Consider the following 15,331-nt stretch of genomic DNA (forward strand, 5'->3'; position numbering starts at 1 on the left):
CGCGCCGCCAACCGGACCAGCGCGGTCGCGTTGCGGCGGCGATACCCGTCGAAGCTCAACCCCAGAGCGCACGCTCCGGCGGCTGGACGATTCCATTCTCGTAACGCAGCGCGCAGTCGCGATCGCGCGCGATCAGCATTGGGCCGTCGAGATCGACGAAGCGCGCCTGCTGGGCCACGAGGTGCGCCGGTGCCATCGCCAGCGAGCTTCCGGTCATGCACCCTACCATGATCCCGAGTCCGGCGCGGCGCGCTTCGGCGGCGAGCGCCAGCGCCTCGGTAAGCCCGCCGGTCTTGTCGAGCTTGATGTTGATGAACGCATAGCGGCCCACGACATGCGTAAGCGAACTGCGATCGAGGCAGGATTCGTCGGCGCAGAGCGGGACCGGGCTGTCATAGCCCGCGAGATCGGCGTCGGCCCCGATCGCGAGCGGCTGTTCGATCAGCGCGATGTCGAGATCGGCAAGGGCAAGCGCCATGCGCTTTAGGATCGGAAACGTCCAGCCGCCGTTCGCATCGACGATGATCTCGGCATCGGCGCGCGCGCGCCGGACCGCGGCGACGCGTTCGAGATCCAGGCTGGCGTCCTTGCCGCCGAGCTTGATCTTGAGGCTGGGCCAAGTCGCGAATTCGATCGCCTTTCGCGCCATCGCCGCCGGCGTGTCGATGCCCAGCGTATAGACGGTGGTCAGCGCTGTCGGCCGGGGCAGTCCAGCGATATCTGCGACCGTCCGCCCCGAACGCTTGGCCTCGAGGTCCCACAGCGCGCAGTCGAGCGCGTTGCGCAGCGGCCCCGAAGGCAGGAGATGTTCCAGTCCGGCGCGATCGATACCCGCGGCGATGCGCGGCGCAAGCGCGCGCAAGTTCGCCACCGCGAGGTCGCGAAGCGCCGGATCCGATTCATGCGGTTCGCATTCGCCCCGCCCGACGTGCCCGTCGGCCGAAATCTCGGCGACGAGAATCTGGCTGTGATGGAATTCGACCCGCGAAATGCGGAACGGCTCGCGAAGCGGAATATCCTCTGCGATCACATTGAGTTGCATGGCCAACAGAGGCTCCTTCATTTGTGATGATCTGTCCCGCTCACCGTGCCATAAAAACTTCTTATAAACTTATATGTAATCTTTATAACAAGAATAAGCAAGCGTACGCATATCGCGCGTTCGCCTGCCAAGATGGAGCCTGCGCCTCGGAGGCGGCGGCGAGCGCCTGTCAGGTCACCAGCCGAAGCAGGTGCCGTTGGCCCCTTCGAGTCGCGTCACGTCCCCGCGCCCTTGCCGCGCGACGGGCGCACGAAGCCGGTGAATTCATCATAGAGCTGGCCGACCCGGTCGAGCCGCGCCTCGACCTGGTGTCCGCCCCCTTGGCCGACGACATCGTTGACGAGCAGGTTGATGAGAGCGACCATCGGCACCGAGGATTGCCAGAACAGCGCTCCGTCGCTGTCGGCGGTCAGCACATGCGACGTCAGGCGGGGCGCCCAGTCGCACAGCGTGTCGGTCAGGATGACCATGGGGATTCGCGCCGCGTGGGCCTTTTCGGCCAGCAGGCGCGACTGGCGGGAATAGCGCCGGATGTCGACGATGATCAGGCAGCGCTCGTCGCCCTCGTCGAGCAGCACCTCGGCGAAATGTCCCGAGGAACCGTCGACGAGTTCGACCCCCGCCCGGACATATTGAAGATTGTGTGCGAGCAGCGCCGCGATTCCGCGTTCGGTCTGGAAGCCCGCGATCTGGACGTGGTGCGCATTGGCGATCAGCGAGACCGCCTCCCGCCACACCTTGTTCTGCGACCGCTCATAGACGGCCACCATCAATTCGATCTCGCGTTCCAGCGTCTTGCGGCGCTTGTCGCTGTCGTTGAAATCGGACAGGAACTCCTGGAAATCGGAGCCTTGGAGCCAGGGCAGATTTGCAGAGGCGCGGAGTTGCTCCTTGAGCTCCCGGAAATGCTTGAAGCCCAGCATCCGGCAGAAACGCCCCACCGTCACCGCGCTGACGTCAAGCCGCGAAGCGATCGAGGCCGCGGTTTCGAACGGGATCAACTCGCGATTGTTGAGCAGGAACAGGGCAATCTGGCGTTCCGCCGCCGTATATTGCGCGTTCTCGGCCTCGAGCCTTGCGAAAAGATCTGCCATCCTCATCCTCGATTGAACACATTATGCTGTTGATGTTATTAATATAACGCAGAGCTAATGCAAGTGCCCCGATCCGGCATGGCGAAGGGAGGGGCGGGCGAAGGCACCGACGGGCGAGGGCTGGTTGAAGACGGCGGGAATCGACCGCTGCAGGATCCCCGGCCCGAGCGGACGCCGCCGCTCGTGGAGGAATTTTCGCGCGGGCATTCATCGCCGCGGTGGGCGCGCCGCCTTGCGCCGCCGCGCCGAGTTCGTCGAAGGGCGCTTCCCGGCGATCGGCGCCCTTCGACGGGCGGACTGCGGTTCAACCTGAACGGGACAGGGTCAGCTCGCCTCGGCGTCGCCGAGCGCCTTCTTGAGCGTCGCCTTGATGTTGCGGAGCAGGCGGCGCAGCGCGACGATCACGACCACCGCGGCGATCGCGAGGAGGATCGCGATGACGATGGCGAGCGGCGGATAGGCTATCGCGAGAGCGAGCAGCCCGCCCGTCGCGACATCCTCGCCGGTTGATACGACGGCGTTGCTGTAGGGTTCGGGGCTGACGTTGACCACCGCCCGCGTCGTCGCCTTGGCGCCGTGGCTGAGCAGCGCGCCGCCGCCGCCGAGCAGGAAGGCGACGACCTGCCACGCGGGGTCGGACGAATCGACCAGCGCGAGCGCCAGCAAGGCGCCGCCCAGCGGCCGGACGATGCCGTGGATGCCGTCCCAGACCGAATCGACCCAAGCGACCTTGTCGGCGAGGAATTCGGCAAATGTGCCGATCGCAGCGACGCCAAGCACCCACGGATTGGCGAGGATCTGCAGGGCCTTCAGATGTTCGGGCAGCGGCAGCCATCCGAAATGCATCGCTATGCCTGTCGCCAAGATGGTCAGGTAGAGCCGCCACCCGGCGAGCAGGCTGAGGCTGCCCGCGACCCCCAATATCTCGATGATTCCCATGGCCCGCTCCCGGCTGTGGCTTTGACGGCATCCTGCACCGCCGTCGGCGCCGCTGCAATGGCCGGATGACAAGGGGGCGAAGGCCCGGTATCGCTCTTCTCATGACGGATAACAGCTTGCAGACGAATGCGGCGCCGACGCTGCCCGCCGGCGCCATTCCCGCGGCGACCCTGGTGATCATGCGACGCTCCGAGAGCGGCGGGTCCGACGAGATTCTGATGGTGAAGCGCGCGACGACGATGGCGTTCGCGGCCGGCGCGGTCGTCTTTCCGGGCGGGCGGATCGACCCCGACGACTATCTGGTCGCGGCGCGGCACGGCTTTGCCGAGGGCGATGTCGAAGGGGCGGCGCGCGTGGCCGCGCTGCGCGAAACGCTCGAGGAAACGGGCCTGGCGGTCGGCTGGCCGGCACTTGCCGAAGCGGACGCGGGCGAGGTGCGTCGTGCGCTGCTCGCCGACGATCCGCTTTCGGACATATTGGCGGCGCGGGGCGACCGGCTCACGCTGGGCGCGCTGGTCCCTTTCGCGCGCTGGTGCCCGAATTTCAAGGAAGCGCGGACCTTCGACACCCGATTCTACGCGGTCTCGGCGCCGCCGCACGGGCACGAGTTGACCGTCGAGGCGGCTGAGCACAGTCATATTTTCTGGGCCAGCGCGCGCGATACGCTGACGATGGCCGACCGCGGCGAGGTGTCGATCATCTTCCCCACGCGGCGAAACCTCGAGCGCCTCGCTCAAGTCGACGATTTCGACGCATTTTCGATCCATGCCGCCGATCATCCGGTTGAACTGGTGACGCCGTGGGTCGAAGAACGCGGCGGCGAATCGCATCTCTGCATCCCCGGGCATCTCGGCTATCCGGTTACCAGCGAACCCTTCGAGCGCGTTCGCCGCGGATAAGCGAGGGCCGGGAGATTTCCCGCATCGTCGTTTTTCGACGGGGTTGCCGCTACAGGACGAAAGTCGTTGCAATTGTTGACGACCATGCCTAGAAGAGCCCTGCAGAAACGAGCGGGGGAAGCGATTCTCCTGTCCGATTCGAGAAGATTAAAGTTCCAGTGGATGGAGAAAAAGATGAATCTGCTCAAGAAAGCTGCGATCTCCCTCGCGGCCACTTCGATGATTGCGGCACCTGTTGCGGCTTCGGCTGCTCCCGTGGCTGCGGATGCTCGCGCTGTGTCGAGTGTTGACGGCCAGAGCGAACTCGAAGGCAGCTCGGGCTGGCTCATCGGCCTCCTGGCGCTCATCGCCATCATCGGCGGCATCGTCATCGCGGCGGGCAACAACAACGACTCGCCGACCAGCCCGTAAATTCGGCGGTCACGCAAGTTTCAGAGGGCTCCGGACATTGTCCGGGGCCCTTTTTGCGTTTGGTGTTCGGGAATTTACCAGTCTGCGCGAGCCTTGGCACGGTGGGCGGGCCGGCTTGACGAGGCTCGCCCGCGCTACAGGTCGATATTGCGGATCGTCCGCGAGCGCGCGAGCGGAATGGCTGCGCGCGCCTTTTGGGCCGCGGCGGCGTCGACCTCCGCAAAAGCCAGTACGAAGCCGGATTCCTGGGCGCGGCCGCCGGCGTCGACCGTTATCGCGCCCCACGGATCGGCCACGAGGCTATGGCCATAAGTCGCGCGGCCATCGGCATGCAGGCCGCATTGCGCCGCCGCCACGACATGGCAGCCGGTTTCGATCGCCCGCGCGCGCAGCAGGACATGCCAGTGGGCTTCGCCGGTAGGGACGGTGAAGGCGGCGGGCACTGCCAGCAACTCGGCGCCGCGATCGACCAGCGCCCTGTAGAGCTCGGGAAAACGCAGGTCGTAACAGACGCTGAGGCCGAGCATCCCGACCGGCGTTTCGACCACCGCCAGCGCATCGCCTCCGGCATAGCTCGCCGATTCGCTCCAGCGCTCGCCGGTGGGCAGGTCGACATCGAACATGTGGATCTTGTCGTATCGCGCGCGGATCGTGCCGTCGGCGGCGATCACATGGCTGCGGTTGACGCGCCGGTCGCCGGTTTCCGCGAGCAGCGGCATCGATCCCGAATGCAGCCACAGACCATGGCGGCGCGCCATATCCTGCAATGCCGCGGGCCACGGGCTGTCGGCTTCGCGTGCGATATGCGCTGCGGATCGCTCGCGGTCGCGATCGAGCAACAGCGACATTTCGGGCAGAAACGCCATCGCGGCCCCGTCCGCCGCCGCGTCCGCGAGCGCGCGGTCGATTGCCGCCAGATTCGCGTCGGGGTCGACGCCGCTGGTCATCTGGACCAGTGCGATGCGGGAAAGCTGCGCCGAGGTTTCCATATCGCATCGCTAGGCAGATGCGATCCGTCGCGCAAGCACCTCCCGATGCCCATAGTTCAGTGGCCAGCAAGGTTCGAACGCGATAAGATCGGCCGATGTCCATTCTCCCCGCGCCGGCGCCGCTGCGTCTCGCCCGCTCGATCCTGTCCGCCGCCGCTCTCGCCCTGCTGGTCGCGCCGCCACTTGCCGAGGCCCAGCAGGTCACTCCCGCGACGCCGGCTGCGCCCGCGCCGCCCGCTTCGCTCAAACCCGCGGCGGACAGCTGGCTTTACGAGGGCAGCGATATTCCGCGCGATGCCGGCTGGCAGTTCGGCGAGCTTCCCAACGGTCTGCGCTATGCCGTGCGTAACAATGGCGTGCCGCCGGGACAGGTGTCGATCCGGGTCCGTATGGACGTCGGATCGATGTTCGAGACCGACAAGGAACGCGGCTTTGCGCACCTGCTCGAACATCTGACCTTTCGCGGCTCGGAGCATATCCCCGATGGGGAGGCGAAGCGCATCTGGCAGCGGTTCGGCGTGACCTTCGGCAGCGATTCGAACGCGCAGACGACACCGTCACAGACCGTCTATCAGCTCGACCTGCCGAGCGTGACGCCCGCGAGCCTCGACGAAAGCATGAAATTGCTCGCCGGCATGGTCCGCGAGCCGCGCATATCGGAGGCCGCGGTGACCGCGGAGCGCGGGGTCGTATTGTCCGAACTGCGCGAATCCGACGGGCCGCAAAAGCGGATCGCCGACGCGACCTCGGCGCACCTGTTCGCGGGACAGTTGCTCGGCGATCGCTCGCCGATCGGCACGATCGAATCGCTGACCGCCGCGCGCGCCGGCGCCGTCGCGGCGTTCCACGACCGCTGGTACCGGCCCGACCGCGCCGTCGTCGTCATCGTCGGCGACGCCGATCCGGCCGAATTCGCGCGGCTGATCGAGAAATATTATGGCGACTGGAAGGGTGATGGCCCCAATCCGAAGCAGCCCGATTTCGGCAAGCCCGACCCCAAGGCCCCCGTCGCCCGCACGATCGTCGAACCCAACCAGCCGCTGTCGCTGACCCTTGCGACGGTCCGCCCATGGATCAGGCGCGTCGACACGGTCGAGAACACGCGCCGGCTCTATCTCGAGTTCCTCGCCGTCGCGCTGGTGAATCGCCGGCTCGAAAATCGGGCGCGCAGCGGCGGTTCCTATCTCGTCGCGACGGTCGAGCAGGAATATATGAACCGCAGCGCCGACATCACCATGGCGCAGATCGTCCCGCTCACCGACTGGCAGGCCGCGCTTGCCGACGTGCGCGGCGTCATCGCCGACGCGATGAAGACGCCGCCGTCGCAGGCCGACATCGACCGCGAGGCGAACGAGATCGAGGCGTTTCTGCAAAAGGAACTGGAGAACGCCCGCAACGAATCCGGCGCGCGTCTCGCCGACGACCTCGTCCGCGCGGTCGACATCAACGAAACGGTGACGAGCCCGCAGGCACAGGTCGACATGTTCAAGGCGATCCGTGCTTCGGCGACGCCGCAGGTGATGCTCGATATCAGCCGCGCCATCTTCACCGGGCCCGCGACGCGCCTCGTCCTCACCACGCCCACCCCCGTCGAGGGTGGCGACGGTGCGCTGCTCGCTGCGCTCGCGCGCCCCGCGACGATCAAGGATGAGCGGCTGGCCGCCATCAAGGCCGATTTCAGCCAGCTCCCGCCGATCGGCACGCCGGGCACGATTGTCTCGAACACGACGATCGGCGGATTGCGCGCCGAGCGGATCGAATTCGCCAACGGCGTCACCGCGCTAGTGTCGAACAACCCGGTAGAACCCGGCAAGGTCCGCGTCAACGTCCGTTTCGGCAGCGGCAACCGCAGCGTCGCCGCCGACGCGCCGAACCTTCTGTGGACCGGCGACTATGCGCTCGTCGCCAGCGGCATCGGGCCGTGGGGCCAGAATGCGATCGACCAGCTGACCAACGGCCGCCAGATCCAGCTCAACTTCGCGGTCGACGACGACGCGTTCGAACTGTCGGCCGAAAGCAAGCCCGCAGACCTTGCCGACCAGATGAAGCTGATCGCCGGGAAGCTCGCCTTCCCGCGCTGGGACGCGGCGCCGGTCGATCGGCTGCGCGTCGGCTATCTGACCGGTTACGATCTCAATGACGCGACCCCCAATGCCGTGCTCGACCGCAACCTGCGTGGCTGGCTGTCCGGGGGCGACACGCGCTGGGCGCCGCCCGATCGCGCCGAGATCGAGGCGCTGACTCCCGCGGCCTTCAAGGCCTTCTGGGCGCCGCGCCTTGCGAGCGGACCGATCGAGGTGCAGATTTTCGGCGATCTTTCGACGGTCGACTACAAGAAGATTCTGGCAAGCACGCTCGGCGCGCTGCCGCCGCGCAAACCGCTCGCGCCGCCGGGTGGGCAGAAGGTCGCCTTCGCCAGGCATGTGACGGTGCCCGAACTCGCCTATCATCGCGGCGAGAAAGGGCAGGCGGCGGCGATGACCGCCTGGCCGACGAGCGGAGGTCTTGCCGCGCCGCGCGACCAGCAGGGACTTCAGGTACTCGCCGCGATCTTCAATGACCGATTGTTCGACCGGCTGCGCGCCGAACAGGGCGCGAGCTATGGCCCGGTGGTCGACAGCCATTGGCCGACCGGCTTCGACAGCGGGGGCTATCTGCTCGTCGGCAGCCTGCTGGCGCCGAAGGATGTCGATCGCTTCTATGATATCGCAAAGGGGATCGCCGCCGACCTTGTCGCCAATCCGGTGACCGCCGACGAGCTGGCGCGCAACGCCGGCCCGATCCGCGAGCAGGTCGCGCGCGCCTCGACCGGCAACGTCTACTGGATGTACCTGCTAGAGGGCGCGACGCGCGACCCGCGGATCGCCGCGGCGGCGCTGTCGGTCCAGGACGATATCATGGCGGTCACCCCTGCCGATATCCAACGGCTCGCAAAGCAATATCTCCAGCCCGCTCGGCAATGGTCGCTGGCGATCCTGCCCAAGGGCATGACGCTCGCCGACGCCGCGGCGCTGAATGTTGCACCGGCCGCGCCTGCGGGCGGGCGCTGAAGAAAGCTTAGCCCTCGTCGCCCGCGGGTGCCGGCGTCGATCGCACCCTGCGAATCCTCGGTTCGCGGTCGAGATGGCTTTTGGTCATGATATCGTGGCGCATCTTGGCGCGCACGTCGTGGATCGAGGCGATCACGGGCCCCATGGCGACGCCGAGGTCGATCAGTACGGCTTCGGCGAGTTGCAGCGAGCTTTCGAGCGTTTCGGGCACCGCGTCGGTCGCTCCCGCCTGATAGAGCGCGGCGGCGTGGTCGGAGCCGCGCGCGCGCGAGATGATCGGCAGTTCGGGATATTTGCGGCGGAGCTGGCGCGTCATGCGCAGCTGCTGTACCGGATCGTCCATCGTCAGCACGACCGCCTCGGCGCTTTCGATCCCCAGCTTGTCGAGGCTGCCGGGCCGCGCGACATCGGCATAGCGGACGACGAAGCCGTCGCGCCGCGCCTGTGCCACTGCGTCGATGTCTGCATCGACGGCGATATAGGGCCGCTGATGCTCGCGCAGCAGTTCGGCGACGATGCGCCCGACGCGGCCGAAGCCGACGATGACGGTCCGTTTCGGCGGTGCATCGTCGGCCTCTGCCTCGACATTGCTCATTTCGATGCGCCGCGCGATGTCGTGGCCGATGCGCGCGAGCAGCGGGGTGATGGTCAGCCCGATCGCGGTGACAAGTTGCCAGAATTCGGCGGTCTGGCGGCTGATAAGCTGTGCCTGGAAGGCGGTGGCGAGCACGATCAGGGTGGTTTCCGACGGGCTTGCCATCAGCAGGCCGACCTCGGCGGCGGTGCCGCGGCTGGCGGATCCCGAAAAGCGCAGCATCATGGCGGTCACGATCGCCTTGATCGCGACGACCCCGACGACCGCGGCGACCAGCGCGGGCCATTGCCCGGCGATCGTCTTCAGGTTGAGGCCCATGCCGACGCTGATCAGGAAGACCCCGAGCGCGAGCCCCTTGAACGGCGCCGTGATCGCCTCGACCTCGCCATGATATTCGGTCTCGGCGATCATCAGTCCCGCGAGCAGCGCGCCGACGATCGGCGACAGGCCGACCGTTGCGGTCGCCAGCGCGGCGACGATCACGACGAGCAGGCTTGCGGCGAGAAATAGTTCGGGGTCCTTCGCGCGCGCCGCCTGGGCAAAGATGCGCGGCAGCAGGAACCACCCGCCGATCGCCAGCGCGGCGACGACGAGCGCGCCCTGCCAGAGGGTCGTCAGCAACAGTTCGGCATTGTCGCCCCCCGCGCTGGGGGCGAAGGCGCCGAGGACGAAGATGATCGGGACGATCGCGAGATCCTCGAACAACAGCATCGAAAAGGACGCCTGGCCGACCGCCGACTTGGTCCCCGCGATCGGCAGGACGAGTGCGGTCGAGGAGAGAGCGAGGGCGATGCCGAGTCCGAAAGCCGCGGGCGGCGACAGCGTCCCGATCATGTAGAGCAGGCCGCCGAGTATCGCGCCACTGATCAGCAGCTCGGCCGCGCCGACGCCGAAAACGAGCTTGCGCAGTTGCCAGAGGCGCCGGAACGACAGTTCGAGGCCGATCGAGAAGAGCAGCAGGATGATGCCGAACTCCCCGAACAGCGCGATGTCCTCGGGCGATCGGATCGTGATGTGCCGCAGCCACGGATAGTCGCCGACGAGCGCACCGAGCCCCGACGGGCCGACGAGCAGGCCGACGAGGATGAAGCCGATCACCGGGGTGATGCGGAAGCGCGCGAAGGCGGGGATCACGATCCCCGCGGCTCCCAGCACGACGAGGGCGTTGCTGAGGCTGGATGCTTCCGTTTCGATGGACATGAAACGGTCTTAGGGAGCGGGGCGGGGCTTGGCTATGCCTTTGTCAATCAAAACGCTTGTTTGAGGATGGCATGGCCATGCGAAGGCTGGAAACGGCCGGATGCGGACATGTGATCCCCGGCGAAAGCCGGGGTCCATGCGGTCTGGGCCTCATTATGTCTTCGTAGACCCCGGCTTTCGCCAGGGATCACAGAATGCCAACCGGAACGTCACATTTCTTTCCTCGTCACCCCGGGCTTGATCCGGGGTCTGCCTCTCTTGAAATAAGAGGCGGATCCCGGGTCAAGCCCGGGATGACGAAGGTAGGGAAGTGTTCGCGCTCCACCCCAAAGCGCCTGCCTTCAGGCGCCCATCTTCTTGTCGAGATTCTCGACGATCGCCTCGAAGAAGCCTTCGGTGGTCAGCCAGTTCTGGTCGGGCCCGATCAGGAGTGCGAGGTCCTTGGTCATCTTGCCGCTCTCGACCGTGGCGACGCAGACTTTCTCGAGGTCGTCGGCGAACTTCACCACTTCGGGCGTGCCGTCGAGCTTGCCGCGGTGCTTGAGGCCGCCGGTCCAGGCGAAGATCGACGCGATCGGGTTGGTCGAGGTCGCCTTGCCCTGCTGGTGCATGCGATAGTGGCGGGTGACGGTGCCGTGCGCGGCTTCCGATTCCACCGTCTTGCCGTCGGGGGTCATCAGCACGCTGGTCATCAGGCCAAGCGAGCCGAAACCCTGAGCGACCGTGTCCGACTGGACGTCGCCGTCGTAATTCTTGCAGGCCCAGACGAACTTGCCGCTCCACTTGAGCGCCGAAGCGACCATGTCGTCGATCAGGCGATGCTCGTAGGTGATGCCGAGTTCGTCGAACTTCGCCTTGAATTCGGTCTGGTAAATTTCCTCGAACAGATCCTTGAAGCGGCCGTCATAGGCCTTGAGGATCGTGTTCTTGGTCGACAGATAGACCGGCCACTGGCGCGCGATGCCGTAGTTCAGGCTGGCGCGCGCGAAGTCGCGGATCGAATCGTCGAGATTGTACATCCCCATCGCGACGCCCGACGAGGGGAACTGGAACACCTCCTCGTCGATAACGGTGCCGTCCTCGCCTTCGAACACCATGCGCAGCTTGCCGGGGCCGGGGACGCGGAAGTCGGTCGCGCGATACTGGTCGCCGAACGCGTGGCGGCCGACGACGATCGGGTCGGTCCAGCCGGGGACGAGGCGGGGGACGTTCTTCATCACGATCGGCTCGCGAAAGACGACGCCGCCCAGGATGTTGCGGATCGTGCCGTTCGGCGACTTCCACATCTTCTTGAGCCCGAACTCCTCGACGCGCGCCTCGTCGGGGGTGATCGTCGCGCACTTCACGCCGACGCCGTGCTTCTTGATCGCGTTCGCGGCCTCGACCGTGATCTTGTCGTCGGTGCGGTCGCGTTCCTCGATTCCCAGGTCGTAATAATGGAGGTCGATGTCGAGATAGGGCAGGATCAGCCGCTCGCGGATCCATTGCCAGATGATCCGGGTCATTTCGTCGCCGTCGAGTTCGACGACGGGGTTGGCTACCTTGATCTTGCCCATATGCGTGCCTTTTCCTGTGGGGAGTCGAATTGCAGCGGGCCTTAGGCAATGCGGCCCGATTGATCAACTGCCCTGACGGAACCCGGCGCCGCCCTAATTCGATTGTCAGTGTGGGGAGCGCACCGTAGAAGAACCGCCATGTCCACGACCATCTCTTCCAACCGCCCCGGCGGCGGCATCAAGTGGCGCTGGCCCTCGATCCACCCCGAAGGCCGCAAATTCCTGTTGATCGCGGCGATCATCACCCTCTGTTTCTGGCTGCTCGGCTGGGAAATCGCGGGGTGGCTGATGTTCGGCCTGACCGTCTGGGTCGGCGCCTTCTTCCGCGACCCGGAGCGCATCACGCCGCTCGGCGCCGACCTCGTGATCGCGCCCGCCGACGGGCTGGTGACGCAGATCGCCGAGGTGGCGCCACCGCCCGAGATCGCGGGCCCCGACGGGCTCGGCGACGCGCCGATGCTGCGCGTGTCGATCTTCATGAGCGTCTTCGACGTCCACATCAACCGCACGCCGGTCGCGGGCACGCTGCGCAAGCTCGCCTATATTCCGGGCCGTTTCCTCAATGCCGACCTCGATAAGGCGAGCGAGGATAATGAGCGCCAGCATTTCGTGGTCGAGCGGCCCGACGGCATCCGGATCGGCTTCACCCAGATCGCCGGGCTCGTCGCGCGCCGGATCATGCCCTTCGTCAGCATGGGGACCGAGCTTTCGACCGGACAGCGCGTCGGCCTGATCCGCTTCGGCAGTCGTGTCGACGTCTATCTGCCCGCCGGCACGACGCCGCAGGTGCTGCTCGGCCAGCGCACGCTGGCAGGCGAGACGATCGTCGCCCGGATCGGCGACGGCGCGATCCTCGACGGCGTCGGACAATAGATGACCGAACCGGCCGTTCCTTCGCCCGGCGCGCCGGGGCGCGGCATCCGCGGCATTCCGCTGCGCGCCTTCGCACCCAATGCGATCACCGCGCTGGCGCTCTGCTTCGGCCTGACCGGGGTGCGCTTCGCGATCGGCGGGGAGTGGGAAAAGGCGCTTGCGGCGGTGATCTTCGCCGGCGTCCTCGACGGAATGGATGGGCGCATCGCACGGCTGCTGCGCGCGCAGAGCAAATTCGGCGCCGAGCTCGACTCGCTGTCCGACGTGATCGCCTTCGGGGTCGCGCCGGCGATGATCCTCTTTCTCTGGTCGCTCGACGACGCGCCGAAGTTCGGCTGGACCGCGGCGCTCGCGCTCGCGGTCTGCTGCGCCCTGCGGCTCGCGCGCTTCAACTCGCGCATGGAGGCCGATTTCCAGCCGCACAAGTCGGCGGGTTTCAACACCGGCATTCCGGCTCCCGCCGGCGCCGGGCTGGCCTTCGTTCCCGTCTATCTTTGGCTCGCGACAGGTCACGAGCTGTTCCGCGCCTGGTATGTCGTGATGCCCTGGGCGCTCGGCGTCGCGATGCTGATGATCTCGGCGATCCCGACCTACAGCTGGTCGTCGATCCGCCTCCGCCGTTCGTGGCGGCTGTTCGCGCTCGCCGGGGTCGGCCTGCTCGGCGCAGCGCTGGTCACCGCGCCGTGGCCGACCTTGCTCGTGGTCTGCGCAATCTATCTCGTGCTGCTGCCGTTCGGCATCGCGAGCTATGCGAAGGTCAGGCGGCGCGGTTCAGCGGCGAGCGAACGGGCATAGCGATCCGCACCGGCCGCGGCGCATCGCGGCGGCCGGTCGCACGGCGCAGCGGCACGATCTTCGACGACGGGCCGGTCTGCGGTCCCGCGGCGATCGGGAAGGCGCCTTCGCCGACGAGCGCCGAGAGGATCGCCTCGCCATTGGTCCTCAGCATGCCCAATATCACGGCGATGCCGAGCCCGGCGGCCAGAGCGAAGAGGAGAGCGGCGGCGATCTGAACCATGATCTTGTCCTTCCGGCTTCTGTGTGCGAAACCCGTGCCCAGCGGACGGTTTCCTTGCGCTCCTCGTTCCATGTTCCCTATTTGTTCTCAACGATATTGCGATGAAGCGAGTTGTTTCGTCGATGAATCGAGTATGCGCGGGGCAGGATGATGATCGAAGGCGCGTCGGTTTCGGGGTGGAAATCTGCCCTGCCTTCTTGCGTTATCGCAGCTTGGATCCCGGAGGCTGGTCGGCGCAAGGAGCGCGCGATCATTCCAAAGTTCAGGAAAGTTCAGCCTATTGCATGCCCAATCGGGGCCTTGAGGAGCGCTGAACGCGCCCAGCACGCCTCGCCGTGGCCGCCCCCGCAAGCTGGACCGTCATCGCTTTTATCCACCAAATGAAAGAGCCGGATACAAAACTGGCACAGCCCGATAATGTAGGAAAGGCCTATTTGACGCCGATGCCTGCTTTGGGGTGGGGAGTGGCCGTTCAAGATCACGTCATGCTGAACTTGTTTCAGCATCCATGGCCAGACCTCTCGTTCGATGCCGCGTCGAAGTAGACGGCAGGCCATGGACCCTGAAACAAGTTCAGGGTGACGATGGTGAAATGGCTGCAACCGGTCGACGTCAGCCATGTCATGCCACCCTCACCGAAGCCCCACCAGCCCAGCCCCTTTCCTCCTTCCCGCTTGCTTTTCGCCGCGAACGCCGCTAACGGCCCGCCCATTCCACATGGAAGGCGCACATACCGGTGCCGGGTCCATCCCTTCGCGGATGCCTCGGTTCTTGCCTTCCAGAGGACTAACCGGAAGGAGAAAGACTATGGCGGCACCTGTCGTCACGATGCAGAATCTTATCGAAGCGGGCGCCCACTTCGGCCACCAGACCCACCGTTGGAACCCGCGCATGAAGCCGTATATCTTCGGCGCGCGCAACGGCATCCACATCCTCGACCTGTCGCAGACCGTGCCGCTTTTCGCGCGCGCGCTGGACTTCATCTCGTCGACCTCGGCCGCGGGCGGCAAGGTGCTGTTCGTCGGCACCAAGCGCCAGGCGCAGGGTCCGATCGCCGATGCGGCCCGCGCGTCGGGCCAGCATTTCGTCAACCACCGCTGGCTGGGCGGCATGCTCACCAACTGGAAGACGATCTCGAACTCGATCAAGCGCCTCAAGTCGCTCGAGGAACAGCTTTCGGGCGACACTTCGGGCCTCACCAAGAAGGAAGTGCTCAACAAGACCCGCGAACGCGACAAGCTCGAGCTGAGCCTCGGCGGCATCCGCGACATGGGCGGCATTCCCGACGTGATGTTCGTGATCGACGCGAACAAGGAAGAGCTGGCGATCAAGGAAGCCAACGTCCTCGGCATCCCCGTCGTCGCGATCCTCGATTCGAACGTCTCGCCCGACGGCATCGCTTTCCCGGTTCCGGCGAACGATGACGCCGCGCGCGCCATCCGCCTCTATTGCGACGCGGTCGCCCAGGCGGCGACCCGTGGCGGCCAGCAGGCCCGCGCCGATCGCGGCGAGGATCTGGGCGCGGCGGTCGAGCCCGTCGCCGAGCCCGCGCTCGTCGAAGAGGCCGCCGCTCCGGCGACCGAGGACGAGCAGGTCCCGGCCGAGGCCGCTGCCGAAACCGAACGTCAGAGCGACGCCTGAGCGAACGCTCGCATGACGGGACGG

At 66.3% G+C, this 15,331-nt stretch carries 14 protein-coding genes; 7 read left to right on the forward strand and 7 right to left on the reverse strand.

What is annotated here, in order from left to right:
• Positions 1-55: 55 nt before the first annotated feature.
• From dgcA to ACOTSS_RS05145, 3 genes are all read right to left on the reverse strand, one after another.
• Complete coding sequence (dgcA, locus tag ACOTSS_RS05135) at positions 56-1,042, reverse strand: N-acetyl-D-Glu racemase DgcA (protein ID WP_448691292.1); 987 nt, start codon at positions 1,040-1,042, stop codon at positions 56-58.
• Positions 1,043-1,257: 215 nt separating this feature from the next.
• Complete coding sequence (locus ACOTSS_RS05140) at positions 1,258-2,136, reverse strand: MurR/RpiR family transcriptional regulator (protein WP_448690454.1); 879 nt, start codon at positions 2,134-2,136, stop codon at positions 1,258-1,260.
• A gap of 324 nt (positions 2,137-2,460) precedes the next feature.
• Complete coding sequence (locus tag ACOTSS_RS05145; RefSeq protein WP_448690455.1) at positions 2,461-3,075, reverse strand: DUF4126 domain-containing protein; 615 nt, start codon at positions 3,073-3,075, stop codon at positions 2,461-2,463.
• Between the two features lie 101 nt (positions 3,076-3,176).
• Here ACOTSS_RS05145 and ACOTSS_RS05150 point away from each other — a divergent pair, with 101 nt between their 5' ends.
• Together ACOTSS_RS05150 and ACOTSS_RS05155 are read left to right on the forward strand one after the other, a co-directional pair.
• Entirely contained in the window at positions 3,177-3,974 is a 798-nt protein-coding gene (locus ACOTSS_RS05150) for an NUDIX hydrolase (protein ID WP_448690456.1), read from the forward strand.
• 174 nt (positions 3,975-4,148) lie between these two features.
• Positions 4,149-4,385 (forward strand): hypothetical protein, encoded by a 237-nt coding sequence (locus ACOTSS_RS05155; RefSeq protein WP_448690457.1) that lies wholly within the window; start codon positions 4,149-4,151, stop codon positions 4,383-4,385.
• A 134-nt stretch (positions 4,386-4,519) separates the two neighbouring features.
• Here ACOTSS_RS05155 and ACOTSS_RS05160 read toward each other — a convergent pair whose 3' ends face one another.
• Positions 4,520-5,374 (reverse strand): carbon-nitrogen hydrolase family protein, encoded by an 855-nt coding sequence (locus ACOTSS_RS05160; protein WP_448690458.1) that lies wholly within the window; start codon positions 5,372-5,374, stop codon positions 4,520-4,522.
• A gap of 95 nt (positions 5,375-5,469) precedes the next feature.
• Between ACOTSS_RS05160 and ACOTSS_RS05165 the strand changes: the two genes are divergently transcribed.
• Positions 5,470-8,424, forward strand: coding sequence for a M16 family metallopeptidase (locus ACOTSS_RS05165; RefSeq protein WP_448690459.1), 2,955 nt, complete (start codon positions 5,470-5,472; stop codon positions 8,422-8,424).
• A 7-nt stretch (positions 8,425-8,431) separates the two neighbouring features.
• Here ACOTSS_RS05165 and ACOTSS_RS05170 read toward each other — a convergent pair whose 3' ends face one another.
• Both ACOTSS_RS05170 and ACOTSS_RS05175 read right to left on the reverse strand, forming a co-directional pair.
• Positions 8,432-10,219, reverse strand: a complete 1,788-nt coding sequence (locus tag ACOTSS_RS05170; RefSeq protein ID WP_448690460.1) for a cation:proton antiporter domain-containing protein — start codon at positions 10,217-10,219, stop codon at positions 8,432-8,434.
• Between the two features lie 341 nt (positions 10,220-10,560).
• Positions 10,561-11,775, reverse strand: a complete 1,215-nt coding sequence (locus ACOTSS_RS05175) for an NADP-dependent isocitrate dehydrogenase (protein ID WP_448690461.1) — start codon at positions 11,773-11,775, stop codon at positions 10,561-10,563.
• Between the two features lie 138 nt (positions 11,776-11,913).
• Between ACOTSS_RS05175 and ACOTSS_RS05180 the strand changes: the two genes are divergently transcribed.
• Complete coding sequence (locus ACOTSS_RS05180; RefSeq protein WP_448690462.1) at positions 11,914-12,648, forward strand: phosphatidylserine decarboxylase; 735 nt, start codon at positions 11,914-11,916, stop codon at positions 12,646-12,648.
• A complete protein-coding gene (locus tag ACOTSS_RS05185; protein ID WP_448690463.1) occupies positions 12,649-13,443 on the forward strand; it encodes a CDP-alcohol phosphatidyltransferase family protein in 795 nt (264 codons plus the stop codon). It begins immediately after the preceding gene.
• On the opposite strand, the gene ACOTSS_RS05190 is transcribed toward ACOTSS_RS05185, so the two are convergent.
• Positions 13,406-13,666 carry a hypothetical protein gene (locus tag ACOTSS_RS05190; RefSeq protein ID WP_448690464.1) on the reverse strand — a complete coding sequence of 87 codons (261 nt, stop codon included), beginning with the start codon at positions 13,664-13,666 and terminating at the stop codon, positions 13,406-13,408. The genes ACOTSS_RS05185 and ACOTSS_RS05190 overlap by 38 nt on opposite strands.
• Positions 13,667-14,001: 335 nt before the next feature.
• Between ACOTSS_RS05190 and ACOTSS_RS05195 the strand changes: the two genes are divergently transcribed.
• Both ACOTSS_RS05195 and rpsB read left to right on the forward strand, forming a co-directional pair.
• A complete protein-coding gene (locus ACOTSS_RS05195; protein ID WP_448690465.1) occupies positions 14,002-14,211 on the forward strand; it encodes a hypothetical protein in 210 nt (69 codons plus the stop codon).
• 262 nt (positions 14,212-14,473) lie between these two features.
• On the forward strand, positions 14,474-15,307 hold the full coding sequence (rpsB, locus tag ACOTSS_RS05200; protein WP_448690466.1) for a 30S ribosomal protein S2: 834 nt from the start codon (positions 14,474-14,476) through the stop codon (positions 15,305-15,307).
• Positions 15,308-15,331: the final 24 nt, after the last annotated feature.

The organism is Sphingopyxis sp. NJF-3 (assembly GCF_053514865.1).